The 16,749-nt window shown below is 62.1% G+C and carries 16 protein-coding genes; 11 read left to right on the top strand and 5 right to left on the bottom strand.

Going from position 1 to position 16,749, the window contains the following annotated elements; genetic code table 11:
• Nucleotides 1-5 precede the first annotated feature (5 nt).
• The gene (locus AC3WMR_RS14595; RefSeq protein WP_492264477.1) at nucleotides 6-446 is read right to left on the bottom strand and encodes an SRPBCC family protein; all 441 of its coding nucleotides are present in this window, start codon (nucleotides 444-446) and stop codon (nucleotides 6-8) included.
• On the bottom strand, nucleotides 443-769 hold the full coding sequence (locus tag AC3WMR_RS14590; protein WP_492264478.1) for an ArsR/SmtB family transcription factor: 327 nt from the start codon (nucleotides 767-769) through the stop codon (nucleotides 443-445). The genes AC3WMR_RS14595 and AC3WMR_RS14590 overlap by 4 nt, the downstream gene beginning before the upstream one ends.
• Nucleotides 770-1,084: 315 nt before the next feature.
• On the opposite strand from AC3WMR_RS14590, the gene AC3WMR_RS14585 reads away from it, so the two are divergent.
• Nucleotides 1,085-2,080 carry a Bug family tripartite tricarboxylate transporter substrate binding protein gene (locus tag AC3WMR_RS14585; protein WP_492264479.1) on the top strand — a complete coding sequence of 332 codons (996 nt, stop codon included), beginning with the start codon at nucleotides 1,085-1,087 and terminating at the stop codon, nucleotides 2,078-2,080.
• Between the two features lie 1,013 nt (nucleotides 2,081-3,093).
• Nucleotides 3,094-3,840, top strand: a complete 747-nt coding sequence (locus AC3WMR_RS14580) for a lysozyme inhibitor LprI family protein (RefSeq protein WP_492264480.1) — start codon at nucleotides 3,094-3,096, stop codon at nucleotides 3,838-3,840.
• Between the two features lie 118 nt (nucleotides 3,841-3,958).
• Here AC3WMR_RS14580 and AC3WMR_RS14575 read toward each other — a convergent pair whose 3' ends face one another.
• Complete coding sequence (locus tag AC3WMR_RS14575; RefSeq protein WP_492264481.1) at nucleotides 3,959-5,248, bottom strand: MFS transporter; 1,290 nt, start codon at nucleotides 5,246-5,248, stop codon at nucleotides 3,959-3,961.
• 99 nt (nucleotides 5,249-5,347) lie between these two features.
• Between AC3WMR_RS14575 and AC3WMR_RS14570 the strand changes: the two genes are divergently transcribed.
• Entirely contained in the window at nucleotides 5,348-6,277 is a 930-nt protein-coding gene (locus AC3WMR_RS14570; protein WP_492264482.1) for a LysR family transcriptional regulator, read from the top strand.
• Nucleotides 6,278-6,836: 559 nt separating this feature from the next.
• Here the strand turns inward: AC3WMR_RS14570 and AC3WMR_RS14565 are convergent.
• On the bottom strand, nucleotides 6,837-7,760 hold the full coding sequence (locus AC3WMR_RS14565) for a LysR family transcriptional regulator (protein ID WP_492264483.1): 924 nt from the start codon (nucleotides 7,758-7,760) through the stop codon (nucleotides 6,837-6,839).
• 138 nt (nucleotides 7,761-7,898) lie between these two features.
• On the opposite strand from AC3WMR_RS14565, the gene AC3WMR_RS14560 reads away from it, so the two are divergent.
• The 6 genes from AC3WMR_RS14560 (at nucleotide 7,899) to AC3WMR_RS14535 (ending at nucleotide 14,109) form a co-directional block, all read left to right on the top strand.
• Entirely contained in the window at nucleotides 7,899-9,122 is a 1,224-nt protein-coding gene (locus tag AC3WMR_RS14560; protein ID WP_492264484.1) for an MFS transporter, read from the top strand.
• Nucleotides 9,119-9,670 carry a prolyl-tRNA synthetase associated domain-containing protein gene (locus tag AC3WMR_RS14555; RefSeq protein WP_492264485.1) on the top strand — a complete coding sequence of 184 codons (552 nt, stop codon included), beginning with the start codon at nucleotides 9,119-9,121 and terminating at the stop codon, nucleotides 9,668-9,670. Before AC3WMR_RS14560 ends, AC3WMR_RS14555 begins: the two co-directional genes overlap by 4 nt.
• A gap of 61 nt (nucleotides 9,671-9,731) precedes the next feature.
• The gene (locus tag AC3WMR_RS14550) at nucleotides 9,732-10,346 is read left to right on the top strand and encodes a class I SAM-dependent methyltransferase (RefSeq protein WP_492264486.1); all 615 of its coding nucleotides are present in this window, start codon (nucleotides 9,732-9,734) and stop codon (nucleotides 10,344-10,346) included.
• A gap of 611 nt (nucleotides 10,347-10,957) precedes the next feature.
• On the top strand, nucleotides 10,958-11,245 hold the full coding sequence (gene groES / locus AC3WMR_RS14545; RefSeq protein ID WP_006221616.1) for a co-chaperone GroES: 288 nt from the start codon (nucleotides 10,958-10,960) through the stop codon (nucleotides 11,243-11,245).
• 37 nt (nucleotides 11,246-11,282) lie between these two features.
• Nucleotides 11,283-12,923, top strand: a complete 1,641-nt coding sequence (gene groL, locus AC3WMR_RS14540) for a chaperonin GroEL (RefSeq protein WP_175191366.1) — start codon at nucleotides 11,283-11,285, stop codon at nucleotides 12,921-12,923.
• Nucleotides 12,924-13,149: 226 nt separating this feature from the next.
• Nucleotides 13,150-14,109, top strand: a complete 960-nt coding sequence (locus AC3WMR_RS14535) for a YihY/virulence factor BrkB family protein (RefSeq protein WP_492264487.1) — start codon at nucleotides 13,150-13,152, stop codon at nucleotides 14,107-14,109.
• Between the two features lie 23 nt (nucleotides 14,110-14,132).
• On the opposite strand, the gene AC3WMR_RS14530 is transcribed toward AC3WMR_RS14535, so the two are convergent.
• Nucleotides 14,133-14,606 (bottom strand): MarR family winged helix-turn-helix transcriptional regulator, encoded by a 474-nt coding sequence (locus AC3WMR_RS14530; protein WP_492264488.1) that lies wholly within the window; start codon nucleotides 14,604-14,606, stop codon nucleotides 14,133-14,135.
• Between the two features lie 181 nt (nucleotides 14,607-14,787).
• Here AC3WMR_RS14530 and AC3WMR_RS14525 point away from each other — a divergent pair, with 181 nt between their 5' ends.
• Nucleotides 14,788-16,245, top strand: a complete 1,458-nt coding sequence (locus tag AC3WMR_RS14525) for a 2-hydroxymuconic semialdehyde dehydrogenase (RefSeq protein WP_492264489.1) — start codon at nucleotides 14,788-14,790, stop codon at nucleotides 16,243-16,245.
• A gap of 17 nt (nucleotides 16,246-16,262) precedes the next feature.
• Nucleotides 16,263-16,694, top strand: a complete 432-nt coding sequence (locus AC3WMR_RS14520) for a RidA family protein (protein WP_175191369.1) — start codon at nucleotides 16,263-16,265, stop codon at nucleotides 16,692-16,694.
• The last annotated feature ends 55 nt before the right edge of the window (nucleotides 16,695-16,749 follow it).

Here is a 16,749-nt window from a genome sequence, read left to right as displayed (position 1 = left end):
AGTGATCAGTCGTTGATGCGAGACACGACGCTATCGAGCCTGTCGAGAAAGCGTGCCCACGCCTGGCCCAGCCGCACATAGCTGAGCGCGGTTGGCGACGGAAAGCCGGACTGCTCCATGCGCAACCGCGTGCCGCCCCCTTCGGGCGTCAGCGTCCACGTGACCGTGGTTTGCAAGCCGCTGGCCGACTCGGTGCCATCGCCCCAGCGATAGGCCAGCAATCGCGGCGACTCCACCGCCACTACCTGGCAGTGCGTGATGCCCGACCATCCCGGCAACGGCGCCGCGCGCACGGTGAAACGATGGCCGACCTCGGCGACGAAGTCGTTCGCCATCAGCCATTCTTCTATCAGCCACGACTGCGTCAGCGCGCGCCACACTTTTTCTGGCGGATGCCGCAAGGTCCTGTTGAACACCAGGCTGTGCGAATCTTGCGCCGCCATCATGTGTCCATCCTGTCCAGCACATCGGACAAGGCATCAAGCCGGTCACGCCAGAAGACGCCATAGACTTGCAGCCAGTCGACCAAAGGGGCCAGCCCCTGCGACGTGGCGTGGTAGTACGTTTCGCGCCCTTCCTTGCGCCCCTCCACCAGTCCGGCGTGCCGCAGCACCGCCAGGTGTTTCGAGACGGCCGGCTGGGAAATGCCGGCGTGATCGGTCAAGCGGCCGACCGTCAGCTCACCCTCAAGCGTGAGCTGCTGAAAAATCGCCCGCCGGGTCGAATCGCCCAAGGCGGCAAACAGAACACGAGCCGGCTCCCTATCCATACGCTGATCTCATCCATTTCATAGCCAAGAAGTTATGGATTAATTTATAACTTTTCAGTTATGCGTTGTCAACGCCGGGGCGCAGTCAATCCGACCGGAACGCCCTGCCGTGCCCGCCGATCCCGAGTTGGCGCGAGAATGGCGCCCAGACACCTCTCTGACGACCGCGATCCCCCCTCGGCAGATAAGGTCGGTTTTCGTCTTAATACGCGCGAGTATTTGTATTGGATCTATGAATAGGCGCTCCTTACTATGAATTCGCCGCCACGCGCGGGATAGCGCGGGCGTCGCACACATCGCTCAAGGGGAACACCAATGTTCATGCAGAAACACCGCAGGGCAGCACTTGCCGCAGGCCTGACGATGGCCGGCATTCTGACCATGGCCGCCACACCGTCCGCGCATGCCGCGGACGCCCAGTATCCGAACAAGCCCATCCGCCTGATCGTGCCTTTCGGCCCGGGCAGCGCCACCGACCAGTTGGCCCGGGTCGTGGCCACGGGCCTGTCAGAGCGCCTGGGCGCCGCGATCGTCGTCGAGAACAAGGCGGGAGCCGGCGGCAACATCGGGGCGGGGTACGTCGCGGAAAGCGCCCCCGACGGCTACACGCTGCTGATGGGTGCGGCCAGCACCAATGCCATCAATCCCAGCCTGTACCCGAACCTGAAATTCGATGCGATGAAGGCCTTCGTGCCCGTGTCCAACGTCGCCTCGGTGACCAACGTGCTGGTCGTCAGCCCGCAGGTCAAGGCGCGCGACGTCAAAGGCCTGATCGAAGAACTCAAGGCCAACAATTACAGCTATGCCTCCAGCGGCGCGGGCGGCAGCCAGCACTTGTCGGCCGAGCTGTTCAAGTCCCTGTCCAAAACCGACATGGTGCACATCCCCTACAAAGGTGGCGCCGAGCCCTTGCCGGACCTGATGAGCAACCGCGTGCAGGTGATGTTCTGCAACCTGCCCGTGTGCCTGCCGCACATCCAGGCCGGCAAGCTGATCGCCCTTGGCGTGACCTCGGCGCAGCGCTCGCCCTTGTTGCCCAACGTTCCGACCATCGCCGAAGCCGGCCTGCCCGGCTATTCGGTGGAAGGCTGGTTCGCGCTGTTCGCCCCGGTCAAGGTGCCCGCCGCCATCGTGGCCCGCTTGCATGACGAGACCGAGCAACTGCTCGCATCCCCCGCCGTCGCGGACCAGATCCGCCGGCAAGGCGGCGAACCCAAAGTCGGCAGCCAGGCCGATTTCGCCGCGTTCGTGCAGGCGGAGCATGACAAGTGGGCGAAGGTGATCAAGGACGGCAACATCCGGATCGAATGACCGGTGCCGCGCCGCGCTGACGCTCGGCGGGGAGATGGAGGGGCATCGTGCGCCACAGGCTGCCGCCGGTGACCTCACTTCAGACATGTTTGTTTTTTTAAGCATGGAACAAGAGAGGCCCCTCCCCTTATGTATGGATTTTTATAACGATAAAAATCCATAAAAACCATACAACACGAACCATTCAACAGGTTGTATGGAATTTGGCGGTAGAATTTGACCGTCTACAGGGAGCAGGGCGCTCACGCTCCCCACTCCCCACCTGAAGCAGCGTTTTGAGGCAATGATGAATTTTTGGGTCCCTGTAATCTTCGGTACGTTCAAGCTTCTCGTGCTGGGCACCGGCATGTTTCTCGCCATCAAGTCTCACTACGATGGAGAAAAAAAGGACAAAGAAAAGCAGAAGAAAAAGGAGATCGAGGCACCGTAGGTGCTGACCTCGGTACTACCGGCGACCTCCTGATCAAAGTTTCGATGCGGGGAATTCAAGGTGCCAGGCTACGTTTTTCGACAGTGAAATCTCCTGCTGACGCGCCGCAGCGCTCCTGCTTACGGTCGGTGCAACGCCGGCATCAGCGCACGCTCCTGGACCGCGCCTCCGGCCGCATCCACATCATGCACAGCCAACGCGACTGGCAACGCCCGTGGCGCGGGTTCCGCATCCCGGTTCGGTCCAGTCGTTCGGGGTGGGCATCCCCAGCGTCTACGACCGCGACGCCCAACCGGCCGCGCCATGCCGTTCTGGGCGGGCCCGGATTGGTTTCTGACCATCCCCTTCCGGCTGGTCGCCTTGATCTGCCTGCCGCTTTAGTTGGTAAAGGCACAGGCGTCAGCCTGGATCTGGTAAAAACTGAGCCGGGTATTGGAATAAGAATGCCTCTGATGCTCCAGCGACAAGATCACAAGACCAGAGATGTGCATCAGCTCGGTCAAGCTGATTTGACGTGCCACGAGGGAGATGTGTCGTGCTGTACGCAAGACATCATCGACATACCACTTGAGAAGACAGGATCATGACCCAGCCGCATTCAACACGCCCACCCGCTTACGCACTGAAGATACGGTCTACCGCTGCGGTGACGCTTCTCTTTACGTTGGGCCTTGCAACGCTATGGACTGGCGCCCAAGCCGCTAGTTTTGATTGCAACAAGGCCGTGAGCGCTACGGAAAGGTTGATCTGTAGCGATGCCGAGACATCCGCGCTGGATGGGAAATTGCAAGGGGCCTACAAAACAGCCCTGGCCGCAACCGATGCCTATGGCAAGAAAGAGCTGGCTAAAGAACAGCGCAACTGGATCAAATACGCTCGTGACATTTGTCAAGACAGCGCCTGCCTGCAGCAGGCATACACCACCCGCATCGCCATGCTGGCGCGTAATGAGAAACATATTGCCAATGGCGAGGTGTACTCAGACTGCAAGCTGCCGGGCAACCAAACCGCTAGTGGCGCATGCGTCAATGTTGTGCCGATTCGTGATCCCAACGCCCGTGTTGATTCGTTCAACCAATCGTTGGCGCATCAGAAGCAAAACGGCCGAATCATCGGTTGCAGCCAGCTGATTGATCTGCCGGTTGGCGTCGCTGGGAGTAATCACAGTTTTGGCGGCGCCTGCGTATTGCAGGAAGGTACGCAGCGCAAGAACGTGAGGATCTGCAACGACGATATGTTCGGGCATTTCCAGGTAGAGCCGTCCACGCCACAGGATGCCTCAGACAAGCGCCTGGTCGACTTTACTTACGCTCAATGCTATGGCGGTTGAGGGTAAGCGCCCGGGCATTTAAGGTGTCATTTAAGGCTACCGTCCAGTGCCCAGCCGGCTCAGAAGCGCGGATCGAGGTTTCTTTAAAGTGTCAGACTACATTTTTGTACTGTCCACTTCATTGACGGCCTGACTCCGCGGCACGGTCGAAGCAGCCGAACAAAAACACGGCAATTGCGAACGCCAGTGTCACCACGCACACGCCATTCCATCCCGCCCATGCCCATGCCGCGCCTGACAGCGCAGCACCAATTGCGCCGCCGACGAAAAAGATGCCGACAAAGAGCGCGTTCAATCGGCCACGAGCCGCCGGATTAATCAGGTTGATCGCGCGTCGGCCCAGCGTTTGATCGGCGATCACACCGGCGTCGAGCGCCGCCGCCCCGACTACCAGCAATGCGAGTGCAAGGACGGGATGCGTGGCTGCGGAGAACCCGCCCCAGCCCGCCCCGGCAACCGCAAGCACGAGTACCGCCGCGATCATCACCAGATGCGCGGCGATTTGTGTCGCACGCCCCGCGCCGCAATCGCCGAGGTAGCCCGCGAGCGGCGTCACCATCGCACCGGTTGCACCCGCCAGCGTGAAGGCGGCAATGCCTTGTATACCCAGCGAAAACGGCGGCTGGGCGAGAAGCAGTGCGATGGTTGTCCAGAACGCGCTGAACGCACCGAGCGCTAGCGCGGCAAGCGTCGCGCGACGCTGTAGGACGGGTTCGGTGCGCAGCAAGGTCCACAGCGAGCGCAGCAAGTTCAGGTAGCGAGCGGCGGTGTGCGGCGCGTGACTCGGCAACCGCGTCAGCAGCACGACTGCAAGCAGCGAGTCGGCCAAGGCCGCGATGCCATAGAACGCACGCCAGCCAAACGTTCCACCGATCAGGCTCGCGAGCGGTCGCGACAACAAGATGCCAAGCATCAGGCCGCTCATCACGTTGCCGACTGCGCGTCCGCGCCGGTTTTCAGGCGCCATCGACGCCGCCATCGGCACGAGCATCTGGATCACGCTCGATGTCGCCCCCGCCATGAACACCGATGCCAGGAACAGCCAGCCCGATCGCGCGAGCGACGCGAGTCCGAGGAACATCGCGCAGCAGGCGAGCGTCCAGACGATCAGGCGGCGATTTTCGAGGAGGTCGCATAGCGGTACGAGCAATAGCAGGCCTGCGGCGTAGCCGAGTTGCGGGAGCATCGCAATCACGCCGGCAAGCTCGGGCGGCAGAGCCAGTGCTCGGCTGATAGGCCCCGTCAGCGGTTGCGCGGCCGTCAGGTTCACGACGATCACGCCGACGGCTGCGGCAAAAAAGATCGTCAATGGCGCGGTCAGGCCACCGCCTGGGGACGCATCCGCTTGCAGTGAGGGCAGCGCAGCGGAGGGCAGTTTGCGCGCGCAGGTGTCAGCGGGTTGACTCATGGGTTTGGGCTTCCGGGTGTACGGGTGTGGCCTATCCTAAGGACGAGAACGTTATGCGACAATTGAATTATCTTGATAATGTTTATGCGAGATTGTTTTATGAACACGCGTGACTTGCAGGCTTTCGTGGCAGTGGTCGAAAACGGCTCAATGGTGCGGGCCGCAGAGAGGCTGTTTCTGACTCAGCCGGGACTCACGCGCCGTGTCCAGAATCTGGAAACGATGCTCGGCATCGAGTTGCTCGACCGGCAGAGCAAGCCGCTCAAGCCGACGGCGGCCGGAAGCGACGTCTATGGCCTTGCGCGCGCGGTGCTGCGCGCGGTCGACGACCTGCTGGCCGTCGCGTCGCCTGATAGCGAGCCGGCTGGCGAGTTCAGGATCGGGGTCCCGCCGTTTTTGTCTGAGCTGGCGTTGGAGCAACCCATCGACCGTCTGCGTGCCGCCTTTCCGAATCTGACGCTGCGCGTGACAGCGGGCTGGTCGCCGGGACTGCTGGAGGGCATCGAAAAGGCGAAGGCGGACGCGGTCGTCGTGCTTTTACCTGAAGGCGTGCCGTTGCCGGAAGGCCTGACGTCAACGCTTCTCGCCTATAAGCCCACGGTCGTCGTCGCGCCGCGCTCGTTCAATCTGCCCGACAAACCCGTCTCGCTCGCCGATCTAGCCGCCTATCCCTGGGTGCTGAACCAGGACGGTTGCGGAATGCGTTCAGCACTGAGCCGCGCCATGTCTGCGGCAGGTTTGCCGTTCAACGTCGCTGTCGAAGCGTTCGGTTCGGAACTGCAGTTGTCGCTGGTCGCGCGCGCCTTGGGCGTCGGGCTCGCTGCGCCTGAAGTGCTGGCGCGGAGCCCCCATCGCAATGCGCTGCAGATCGTCGATGTGCCGGAGTTCAATAGCGGGCTGAGCGTGTGGCTCGTGCATGGCGTGCTGCCTGGCCGTCTTGTGCGACCCGTCGCGCTGATGCGCGACGCACTGATCGAAACGCTGGAAAGGGATGCGGTATGTTTGCCCCTCGCCGATTCCGTCGCATAGGCCCGAGCAGAAGCTGCGTTGCGGGAGATTCCCACCACTGGCCTCGGCTCAAAAGCCGCGTAGATCCGTACATCGCATTTAAGGTGTCAGACTACATATTCGCAGGCTACGTTTTCGATACGGAAACCTCCCGCTGACGCGCCGCATCGCCCCCGCTGACGGTCGGTGCAACGCCGATCGCCGTTGCGCAAGCCGGCGCCTTCCGGCCGGCTGACCCTTTACAAGCCACGTGTCGAAGTTCATTGAACTTGGGTGATGATGGGGACCATCACATCGCGAGGCCCCGATGCCACAGCGCCTGCCCTACCCTACGACGGCTGTGAACTAGACGCGGTTGACGAACGTCTGCCACCGGCCAGAAGCCGACAGTCATTAGGGCCTTTTAGCGCACCCATAGCAGCCGCACCGTGCCGCGACGAGATGCGCGCGAGGCTGCTTTCCCGGTCTTCATGCACAGAGAGGATGATTGGCTCTCGATTCAGGCCGTGCCGCCGCCTTCGTTTTACGCCTTCAAATCACGGCAATCTTGATTTGACGAGCTGTGGGCTGCATGCCTGGGTCAGATATCGACCAAGTCCGACAACGTTGCGGCACTTGTCTCCCTGATCAGGGACAAAAACTCGACCAAATAAGGTTTTGCGCTTTCCGAAACCAGAGTCGCGGCCCAGACATCCGCGGTCAAACCGGCTTGCGTGATGGGACGAGCAGTGACGTACTGCCGTTGAAGATAGGTTTGCACGGCCCATCGCGGCAAAACCGCAATTCCTCGACTCGTCGCAACCAACATCAGGATTGCAACCGTCAATTCAGTCGTTCGCCGCTTGGGAACGACGCCCGACGGCTTGAGCAACTGACGGATGATATCCAGCGAGTCGTCCGGCACGGGATAGGTGATCAACGTTTCACCCGCGAAGTCTTCTGCCTGAAGCACTTTCTTTTGCGCAAGCGGGTGATCGTTGGCCATCAGCGCCATGAGCCGGTATCGGAACAAATGGTGAAAATCGACACCACTCTCTGACTCCTTGCATGACACCAACGCCACATCTGCGCGGTCTTTGTGTAATAGCGCTACGGGGTCAGACTGATACCCGGAAACGAGGTCGACCTCAACTTCGGGCCAACGCGCTCGAAATGCGTCGACTGCCGGCATCAGCCAGTCAAAGCAGGTGTGGCACTCGAGCGCGATCCGCAAAGTACCCTTTGCCCCCTTTGCCAGGCGGGTCAGATCGCGCGTTGTCTGATGAAGGATCGGCAAAACGGCATCTGCCGCCTCCAGGAGTCGCTTGCCGGCCGGCGTAAACACCACGGGCGACGACTTTCGGATGAACAGCTGCACCCCATAGAAGTCTTCGAGCGACTTGATGTGATGGGATAGCGCCCCTTGCGTCAGCCGCAGCCAGCTTGCCGCCTTTGACACGCTTCCGCTGTCTCGCAGCGCGACCAGGGTCTGCAGATGACGTACGTCGACAGGAATTCTTTCCATTAAATTTTTTGAGGTTGCGTGATTAGATTATTCGTTTGAATAATAAATCAGGGTCGATCACACTGCCAACCACGCGCTGACGTCCGCTTCGCCTTTCAGGGGTGAGGCGTTCGTGAGCAGAATTTGATCAGTTGCAGTATGGAATTCAAGCCGATGAGCGGCCACTCTATGCATAGTCAGGTGTTCATCCTGGCGACGGCACAAGCCTTGTTTCAAACCGCGTCCGTCCTGGTAATGACCGTGGGCGGACTCGCGGGCGGGCTCGTCGCCTCCCGTCCCGAATTGGCGACGACGCCAATTGCAGCCATGTTCCTCGGGACGGCGATAACCACATTTCCCGCATCGTCCTGGATGGCGAAGGCGGGCCGGCGGACAGGCTTTCTCACCGGGTCCGCGCTGGGAATCCTGGGCGGGCTGATTGCCGCCCTGGGCGTATGGCTGGCATCGCTACCGATCCTGTCCGCTGGAACGTTTCTCGTAGGCGCTTACCAGGCGTTCGCCCAGTTCTACCGGTTCGCAGCCAGTGAGGTCGCTGATGAGAAGTTCCGCCCGCGCGCCATTTCCCTTGTGCTGGGCGGCGGCATCGTGGCGGCCCTGCTCGGGCCGACGCTGGCTCGATATGGCGGCCCTTTGCTGCAACCGGTCTACACCGGATCATTCCTCATCCTGGCGGCAATCTCTTTTGTGGCGACCTGCGTACTGACGGCGTTGCGCATGCCCAATTCGCAAGTCGACCACGTGGATACAACAAAAGGTCGAAGCTGGTGGACCATCGTGAGCCAACCCGCCTATCTGGTCGCATTGTTCGGAGCGGTCACAGGGTACGGGATCATGATCCTGGCGATGACCGCGACTCCGCTCGCCATGGTTCACCACCGCCATGAACTCTCGACCGCGTCGACGGTGATCCAGTTGCATGTCCTGGGCATGTTCCTGCCTTCTTTCTTTACCGGATCGCTCATTGCCCGATTTGGCGTGATCCGGATCATGTTGGTCGGCATTGCCCTCTTGGCCAGCCACGTTTTCATGACTTGGACGGGCACCTCTTTTTATTCGTTTGCAGGCGCGCTGGTGCTGCTGGGAGTGGGCTGGAATTTCCTGTACATCGGCGGAACCACGCTCTTGACGACGACCTACACGCCGGCGGAGAAAAGCCGGGCCCAAGCCACCAACGACATGACCATTTTCGCGGTCGGCCTTGCATGCTCGTTCAGCGCTGCGGGACTGCTCCAAAGGTTCGGGTGGCAGACACTCAACGAGCTGCTGCTCCCCTGGCTGGCGGCGGCAGCTGCCGTTTTGATGTGGCATGGGATGAAGGGTGCGCGTCGCACCTCTGGCTCTCTCGGAGGAAAATCGGCATGACGCACCCGACTTCCGGCGGAACTTCGAGCGCTCAGATGCGCCTTTACGACCGTCTTACTGAGCTAGGAATAAAGGCGCAAACCGTTGACTACCCTGCTCATCAGTCGATCGACGAAGGCAAGGCTCTTCGCGGTTCAATGTCAGGAACCTTTACCAAGAACCTGCTGCTCAGGGACAAGAAGGGAAAACACTTTCTGCTGAGCGTGCACGAGGACCGACAACTCGCGCTCAAGACGTTGCACAAGCGGTTGGGCGCGCGAGGGCAATTGGCATTTGCATCCGGCAAAAGCGTTATGGAGTATCTTGGAGTCGCGCCCGGCGCCCTGACTCCCCTCGGTTTGATCAACGACTCCGCTGCCGCCGTCACGGCGGTAATTGATGCCCAGCTCATGCAAGCGACGCAGGTGAACTTTCATCCACTCGTCAACACGCGGAGCACCGGGATACATCCCAACGAGCTCGTCCGATTCATTCGATCCTGCGGGCGAGACCCTCTGATCATTGACTTCGACGAGGACGTCGTGGTGTCGGGTACGGCGCAGGACTAGCGTGCGCTCCAAGGGGCGCAAGCCGGGCTGTAACTTCGCCAACATCGATGGAGAACCAGGCATGAGCGACAAGAACCACTGGGACAATATCTACCGCACCAAATCCCCGAATGCGGTGAGTTGGTACGCCGCTCATCTGGACACGTCGTTGCACATGATCCAGCAAGTGGCTTCGGCGCCAGAGTCCGCCATTATCGATGTGGGCGGCGGTGAGGCCACATTGGCGGATGACTTACTGGCTCTCGGTTACGAGCACTTGACTGTGCTGGATATCTCCGAGCACGCCGTTGAAGCGATGCGAGCACGGTTAGGACCAAGGTCAATGAGCGTGGAATGGATGGTTGCAGATTTGACCGTTGCCTCTCTGCCCAAGTCTCGCTATGACGTTTGGCACGATCGTGCGGTATTCCATTTCTTGACTGACAGAGCGGATCGTGAAGCATACGTGACGCGAGCGATACAGTCATTGAAGGCTGATGGCTATGCCATCGTCGCTACATTTGGCCCTTCAGGTCCTCTCAAATGTAGCGGATTCGATACCAGGCAATACGATGCCGAGAGCCTCCATGCAGAGTTTGAATCGGGCTTCGATCTGCTTGACAGTCGACTTGAATCCCATCTGACACCGTTCGGGACCAGCCAAGAGTTCATTTACTGTCTATTTAAACGGAAGTGATCCTTGATCTGCCAGGCGGTCGGCATAGCCCTCCAACACAAGGTCAAAAAGATCTCGTCTTCGCGAGTCTCGCCTGACCGGCCTTAGAGTAAAAAAACCCAGTTCAACCAGTGACCGCAACGGGTCGGAAGCGGCCCGTCGTCCAATAGCAGACCAGGTAGAGAACGACCGTGGTTTGACAGCCGTCTTTGGCGTACACGGCCAAAGCAGGTCCTGGCGGGCGTCGTTTGACGCGTCGCAGTGCTAGCCGCAGGCAAAGGCACCATACCGGGAGAACGGCGGATCGCCCTACTGTGACACAGGAAATCGGACCTCCAGGGCGAAATCGGGCTGGAGGCCGCGCCAGCGCTTGTATATCGAAAATTCTCGATTCCCAAACTGGATGACGTAAATCCCAAGTTGGATGAATTTCGACATCGACAACGGGGGACGCTCTGCGCAGTTACATTCTTCAGACCCACCTGCTGCCCCCCCAAGATGTAACAGCCCACCCTCGCCCCCTTGAACCCCACCACATCATCCCTATAATTAGCACTCGACTCCGGTGAGTGCTAACAGTCTCCCGGGCCAACCCGATCATTCACTTTCTTCTTAAGTAACAGGAGTTCCTCATGGCCTTGCGTCCCCTGGGCGATCGCGTGATCGTCAAACGCCTCGAAAACGAGCGCAAGACTGCGTCGGGCATCGTCATCCCCGACAGCGCCGCTGAAAAGCCCGACCAGGGTGAAGTCGTGGCCGTCGGCCCCGGCAAGAAGACCGAAGACGGCAAGATTCTGCCGGTCGACCTGAAGGCTGGCGACAAGGTTCTGTTCGGCAAGTACGCCGGCCAGTCCGTGAAGGTTGACGGCGAAGAGCTGCTCGTCATCCGCGAGGACGAAATCCTCGCCGTGGTCCAGTAAACCCTGCCTCAAACGAATTTTCGAAGGAAGCTAACAAATGGCTGCCAAGCAAGTATTGTTCGGTGACGACGCCCGTGTGCGTATCGTCCGCGGCGTGAATGTCCTCGCCAACGCTGTCAAGACCACCCTGGGCCCCAAGGGTCGCAACGTCGTGCTGGAGCGCTCGTTCGGCGCCCCGACCGTGACCAAGGACGGCGTGTCCGTCGCCAAGGAAATCGAACTGAAGGACAAGTTCGAGAACATCGGCGCCCAACTGGTCAAGGACGTTGCCTCCAAGACCTCCGACAACGCCGGTGACGGCACCACCACCGCCACCGTGCTGGCCCAGGCCATCGTTCAGGAAGGCCTGAAGTACGTTGCCGCCGGTTTCAACCCGATCGACCTGAAGCGCGGCATCGACAAGGCTGTCGCCGCCGCCGTCGCCGAACTGAAGAAGCAATCCAAGCCGGTCACGACCAGCAAGGAAATCGCTCAAGTCGGCTCGATCTCGGCCAACAGCGATTCGTCCATCGGCCAGATCATCGCTGACGCGATGGACAAGGTCGGCAAGGAAGGCGTCATCACCGTCGAAGACGGCAAGTCGCTGGAAAACGAGCTGGACGTCGTCGAAGGCATGCAATTCGACCGCGGCTACCTGTCGCCCTACTTCATCAACAGCCCGGAAAAGCAAGTTGCCGTGCTGGAAGACCCGTTTGTCCTGATCTTCGACAAGAAGATCAGCAACATCCGTGACCTGCTGCCCGTGCTGGAACAAGTCGCCAAGTCGAGCCGTCCGCTGCTGATCATCGCCGAAGACGTCGAAGGCGAAGCGCTGGCCACCCTGGTGGTGAACAACATCCGTGGCATCCTGAAGACCACCGCCGTCAAGGCCCCGGGCTTCGGCGACCGCCGCAAGGCCATGCTGGAAGACATCGCCATCCTGACGGGCGGCACGGTGATCTCCGAAGAAACCGGCATGTCGCTGGAAAAGGCCGGCCTGGCTGAACTGGGCCAAGCCAAGCGCATCGAAGTGGGCAAGGAAAACACCACGATCATCGACGGCGCTGGCGACAGCAAGTCGATCGAGGCTCGCGTCAAGCAAGTCCGTATCCAGATCGAAGAAGCCACGTCCGACTACGACCGTGAAAAGCTGCAAGAGCGCGTGGCCAAGCTGGCCGGCGGCGTTGCCGTGATTCGCGTTGGCGCTGCCACCGAAGTCGAAATGAAGGAAAAGAAGGCCCGCGTCGAAGATGCCCTGCACGCTACCCGCGCTGCTGTGGAAGAAGGCGTCGTGGCTGGTGGCGGCGTGGCTCTGCTGCGTGCCAAGCAAGCTATCGCTGACCTGAAGGGCGACACGCCTGACCAGAACGCCGGTATCAAGCTGATCCTGCGCGCTGTGGAAGAGCCCCTGCGCACCATCGTCACGAACGCCGGCGAAGAAGCCAGCGTCGTGGTCAGCAACGTGCTGAACGGCAAGGGCAACTACGGCTACAACGCCGCGACCGGCGAGTACACCGACCTGGTCGAGCAAGGCGTGCTGGATCCCACCAAGGTGACCCGCACCGCCCTGCAAAACGCTGCCTCCGTCGCCAGCCTGCTGCTGACGGCCGAAGCCGCCGTGGTCGAACTGGCCGAAGACAAGCCCGCTGCCCCGGCCATGCCGGGTGGCATGGGCGGCATGGGCGGCATGGACTTCTAAGTCCCGCTTACCCTGCAAGGCCTCCCCGGCTTCGGCCGGGGAACAGTACCCCGAGAAACCCCCGGACCTTCGCCCCGGGGGTTTTTCTTTTTGAGCCAAGCGTTCCTGGCCGCCCGGTTCTGCGGCGCGCCTGTGTCCCGAGTCGGAACACTTGCCTACAAGTTGCGGGTTTCGTCGCGGCGCATGCGTCCCTACAATGAGGGATCCCAAGCCCGAGCCCAGTCCCATGCGTCTACCCCAGAGCCTGCGTGCCCTGCGTCCGTCCGAAATCGGCGGGCTGCTGATGGATTCCGCTAACCAGTGGTCGACCCACCGCGCGTCCAGCAAGGGCGCCGCGCTGGCGCTGTACATGGTGTTTTCGCTGGCGCCGATGCTGATCCTGGTGATCGCGGTGGCGGGCGCCTTCTTCGGCGAGGATGCGGTGCGATCGGAATTGTTCTCGTCGCTGCGCGACCTGACGGGCGAGCGCGGCGCCGAGGTGATCCAGACGGTGCTGGCCAGCGCGCATGAGTCCGGCGGCGGCTGGATCGCCGCGCTGATCTCCATTTTCGTGCTGATCTTCAGCGCCACCACGGCCTTCGCCGAACTGAAGGCCAGCCTGGATGACCTGTGGGAAGTGTCGGCCAACCAGAAAGGCGGCCTGCAAGGCATGGTGCGCAGCCGCATGCTGTCGTTCGGCCTGGTGCTGGTGCTGGCGCTGTTCCTGTTGATTTCGCTGACGGTGAACGCTGCGCTGGGCGCGGCGCGCAAATACTACGGCGACCTGTGGGCCGCGTCCGCCTTTGCCACCGTGGCCGACTGGATTTCCACCGCCTTCTCGTTCTCGGTGGTGGTGGCGCTGTTCGCGGTGATCTTCAAACTGCTGCCCAGTGCGCGGATTTCCTGGCGCGACGTCATTCCCGGCGCCATCGTGACGGCGGCGCTGTTCCTGGTGGGCAAGTGGGGCATCGGGGTGTACCTCAGCCGGGGAGCCGCCGTGTCGGCCTATGGCGCGGCGGGCTCGTTGATCGCGCTGCTGCTGTGGATCTATTACTCGGCGCAGATCTTCTTTTTTGGTGCGGTATTCACGCGCCAGTTCGCACTGCGCTTTGGCCGCGCGGCCAAGAAGGAAGAAGCGGTGGCGGATGCCCCCCCAGCTGCAAACGCCCCCGATCCCTCGTCCCCGCCCAAGCCGCCTGCGCCCTGACATCCCCCCTGACGCCACGCGCCTTACGCCGCCTCTTCCGGCTCCAGCCCTGCCATCAAACGCAGGCACTTCAAGAACATGGGCCGCAGTTCAGGTGGAATCGGCGCCAGCACCTCGGCCTCGACCTCGGCATCCCGCGGCAGCACGCGGGCCAGCAACGCCATGCCCTCGTCGGTGATTTCCAGCGCGTAGGCGCGCGCATCCTGTGCCGAGCGCGTTCGGCGCACGTAGCCCTTGGCCGTCATGCGCGCGATCATTTCCGCGAAGGAATTGCGGTCCAGCGCGATCAGCTCGGCGATGCGGCTTTGCGTGGCGCCGGGGTTCTGATGCACCGTGATCAGCAGGGCCTTCTGGCGCGGCGTCAGGTCTTCTTCGGGGAACGCCTGCGCAAACAGCCCTTCGGCCCGGAAATGGGCGCGCCGCAGCAAGTGGGACGCCACCTGGGTCAGGTCGAAATCCTGTAACGCCTGGGGCGGGACTGAACGGGAAGCGGGCATCGGGCGGTTCCTTGAAATACGCGTGGCGATTGTAGGCGCTGACCTCGCCGCCTACGGCAAAACCCTGCATTGACTTCACCTGGCCGGCTCCTTACTATCGCCATAATAGTACGTATACGTACTTTATACGCAAAGCCCGTCCGGTCGTCCGACCGCCATGGCCTCTTCTGGAATCTCGATCATGACGATCCGCCAACTGCGCAACTACATCGACGGCCGTTTCGAAGACGGCACGTCCACCTTCGACAAGCACAGCCCGGTGGACGGCGCCCTGATCGCGCAAGCCCACGAGGCCAGCCGCGAACAGGTCGACCGCGCCGTGGCCGCCGCGCATCGCGCCCTGCCCGCCTGGGCCGCGCTGCCGGTCGCCACCCGCACCGATCACCTGCTGGCGCTGGCCGACGGCATCAATCGCCGCTTCGACGACTTCCTGCAGGCCGAGATCGGCGATACCGGCAAGCCGGTGTCCTGGGCCAGCCAGATCGACATTCCGCGCGGCGCGGCCAACTTTCGCGCCTTTGCCGAACTGGCCCGCACGCTGGACATGGAAAGCTACATGACCGACACGCCCGACGGCCGCCAGGCGCTGAACTACGCCTATCGCAAGCCGCTGGGCGTAGTGGGCGTGATCTCGCCGTGGAACCTGCCGCTGCTGCTCCTGACCTGGAAGGTCGCGCCCGCGCTGGCCTTTGGCAACACGGTCATCATGAAGCCATCGGAAGTGACGCCATCCACCGCCACCCTGCTGGCCGAAGTGGCGCGCGACGCCGGCCTGCCGCCCGGCGTGCTGAACCTGGTGCATGGCTTCGGCCCGGGGTCCGCAGGCGAATTCATGACCACGCATCCCGACATCGACGGCATCACCTTCACCGGCGAATCCGCCACGGGCGCGGCCATCATGCGCGCCGTGGCGCCGGGCGTGAAGCCCGTGTCGTTCGAACTGGGCGGCAAGAACGCGGCGCTGGTGTTCGCCGATGCCGACTTCGACGCTGCCGTCGATGGCACCGCACGCTCGGTCTTCGCCAATTGCGGCCAGGTCTGCCTGTGCACCGAACGCGTGTATGTCGAACGCCCGATCTTCGAGCGCTTCGTTGCCGCGCTGGCCGAACGCGCGCGGGCGCTGCGCATCGGCTGGCCCGACGACCCCGCCACCGGCATGGGGCCGTTGGTGTCGCGCGAACATCGCGAAAAAGTGCTGTCGTACTTCGCCCTGGCTCGCGAAGAAGGCGCCACCGTCGTCACCGGCGGCGGCGTGCCCGAATTCGGCGATGTCCGCGACGCCGGCGCCTACGTGCTGCCCACCATCTGGACCGGCCTGCCCGAGACCGCCCGCAGCATCAAGGAAGAGGTGTTCGGCCCCGTCTGCCACGTGGCCCCCTTCGACACCGAAGAAGAGGCCATCCGCCTGGCCAACGACACCCGCTACGGCCTGGCCGCCGCCGTCTGGACCCAGAACCTGACCCGCGGCCACCGGGTGGCCCAGGCGATGAAAGTTGGCCTGGCATGGGTCAACTGCTGGTTCCTGCGCGACCTGCGCACGCCCTTCGGCGGCAGCGGCCTGTCCGGCATCGGCCGCGAAGGCGGCCGCCATTCGCTGCACTTCTACACCGAACCCACCAACGTCTGCATCAAGCTCTAAGTCCCGAGGAAACCACCATGACCACCGCCCCCGTCAGCGCCACCGTCGTCGCCGGCAAAGCCACGCCCCGCGGCAAGTATCCCCACATCAAGCGCGCCGGCGACTTCCTGTTCGTCTCCGGCACCAGCTCGCGCCTGCCCGACAACCGCATCGCCGGCGCCGAGGTCGACGCCCTGGGCACGGCCACGCTCGACATCCGCGTGCAGACCCGCGCCGTTATCGAGAACATCCGCGACATCCTCGCCACCGCCGGCGCCGGCCTTGCCGACCTCGTCGAGATCAGTACTTTCCTGGTCAACATGAACGACTTCGGTGGCTACAATCAAGTCTACGGCGAGTTCTTCGACGCCGATGGGCCGGCACGCACCACCGTGGCGGTGCATCAGCTGCCGCACCCGCAATTGCTGATTGAAATCAAGGCGGTCGCCTACAAGCCGCTCGCGCGTTAAGCCTTCCCCGCGCACGGCCATGGCGCGCGACCGCCCTCCGGCTTTTCCTTCGGAA

It is taken from the genome of Achromobacter sp. FW305-C-28 (genome assembly GCF_058783235.1).
This window is presented reverse-complemented; position numbering and strand designations above follow the sequence as displayed.

Bases quoted from the DNA above. Each gene is read 5' to 3' on its own strand.
- AC3WMR_RS14535 (WP_492264487.1), top strand. From the start codon at position 13,150: ATGCGTCTACCCCAGAGCCTGCGTGCCCTGCGTCCGTCCGAAATCGGC.
- AC3WMR_RS14530 (WP_492264488.1), bottom strand. From the start codon at position 14,606: ATGCCCGCTTCCCGTTCAGTCCCGCCCCAGGCGTTACAGGATTTCGAC.
- AC3WMR_RS14565 (WP_492264483.1), bottom strand. From the start codon at position 7,760: ATGGAAAGAATTCCTGTCGACGTACGTCATCTGCAGACCCTGGTCGCG.
- AC3WMR_RS14575 (WP_492264481.1), bottom strand. From the start codon at position 5,248: ATGAGTCAACCCGCTGACACCTGCGCGCGCAAACTGCCCTCCGCTGCG.
- AC3WMR_RS14595 (WP_492264477.1), bottom strand. From the start codon at position 446: ATGATGGCGGCGCAAGATTCGCACAGCCTGGTGTTCAACAGGACCTTG.
- AC3WMR_RS14560 (WP_492264484.1), top strand. From the start codon at position 7,899: ATGGAATTCAAGCCGATGAGCGGCCACTCTATGCATAGTCAGGTGTTC.
- AC3WMR_RS14590 (WP_492264478.1), bottom strand. From the start codon at position 769: ATGGATAGGGAGCCGGCTCGTGTTCTGTTTGCCGCCTTGGGCGATTCG.
- AC3WMR_RS14550 (WP_492264486.1), top strand. From the start codon at position 9,732: ATGAGCGACAAGAACCACTGGGACAATATCTACCGCACCAAATCCCCG.
- AC3WMR_RS14585 (WP_492264479.1), top strand. From the start codon at position 1,085: ATGTTCATGCAGAAACACCGCAGGGCAGCACTTGCCGCAGGCCTGACG.
- groES (WP_006221616.1), top strand. From the start codon at position 10,958: ATGGCCTTGCGTCCCCTGGGCGATCGCGTGATCGTCAAACGCCTCGAA.
- AC3WMR_RS14555 (WP_492264485.1), top strand. From the start codon at position 9,119: ATGACGCACCCGACTTCCGGCGGAACTTCGAGCGCTCAGATGCGCCTT.
- AC3WMR_RS14580 (WP_492264480.1), top strand. From the start codon at position 3,094: ATGACCCAGCCGCATTCAACACGCCCACCCGCTTACGCACTGAAGATA.
- groL (WP_175191366.1), top strand. From the start codon at position 11,283: ATGGCTGCCAAGCAAGTATTGTTCGGTGACGACGCCCGTGTGCGTATC.
- AC3WMR_RS14570 (WP_492264482.1), top strand. From the start codon at position 5,348: ATGAACACGCGTGACTTGCAGGCTTTCGTGGCAGTGGTCGAAAACGGC.
- AC3WMR_RS14525 (WP_492264489.1), top strand. From the start codon at position 14,788: ATGACGATCCGCCAACTGCGCAACTACATCGACGGCCGTTTCGAAGAC.
- AC3WMR_RS14520 (WP_175191369.1), top strand. From the start codon at position 16,263: ATGACCACCGCCCCCGTCAGCGCCACCGTCGTCGCCGGCAAAGCCACG.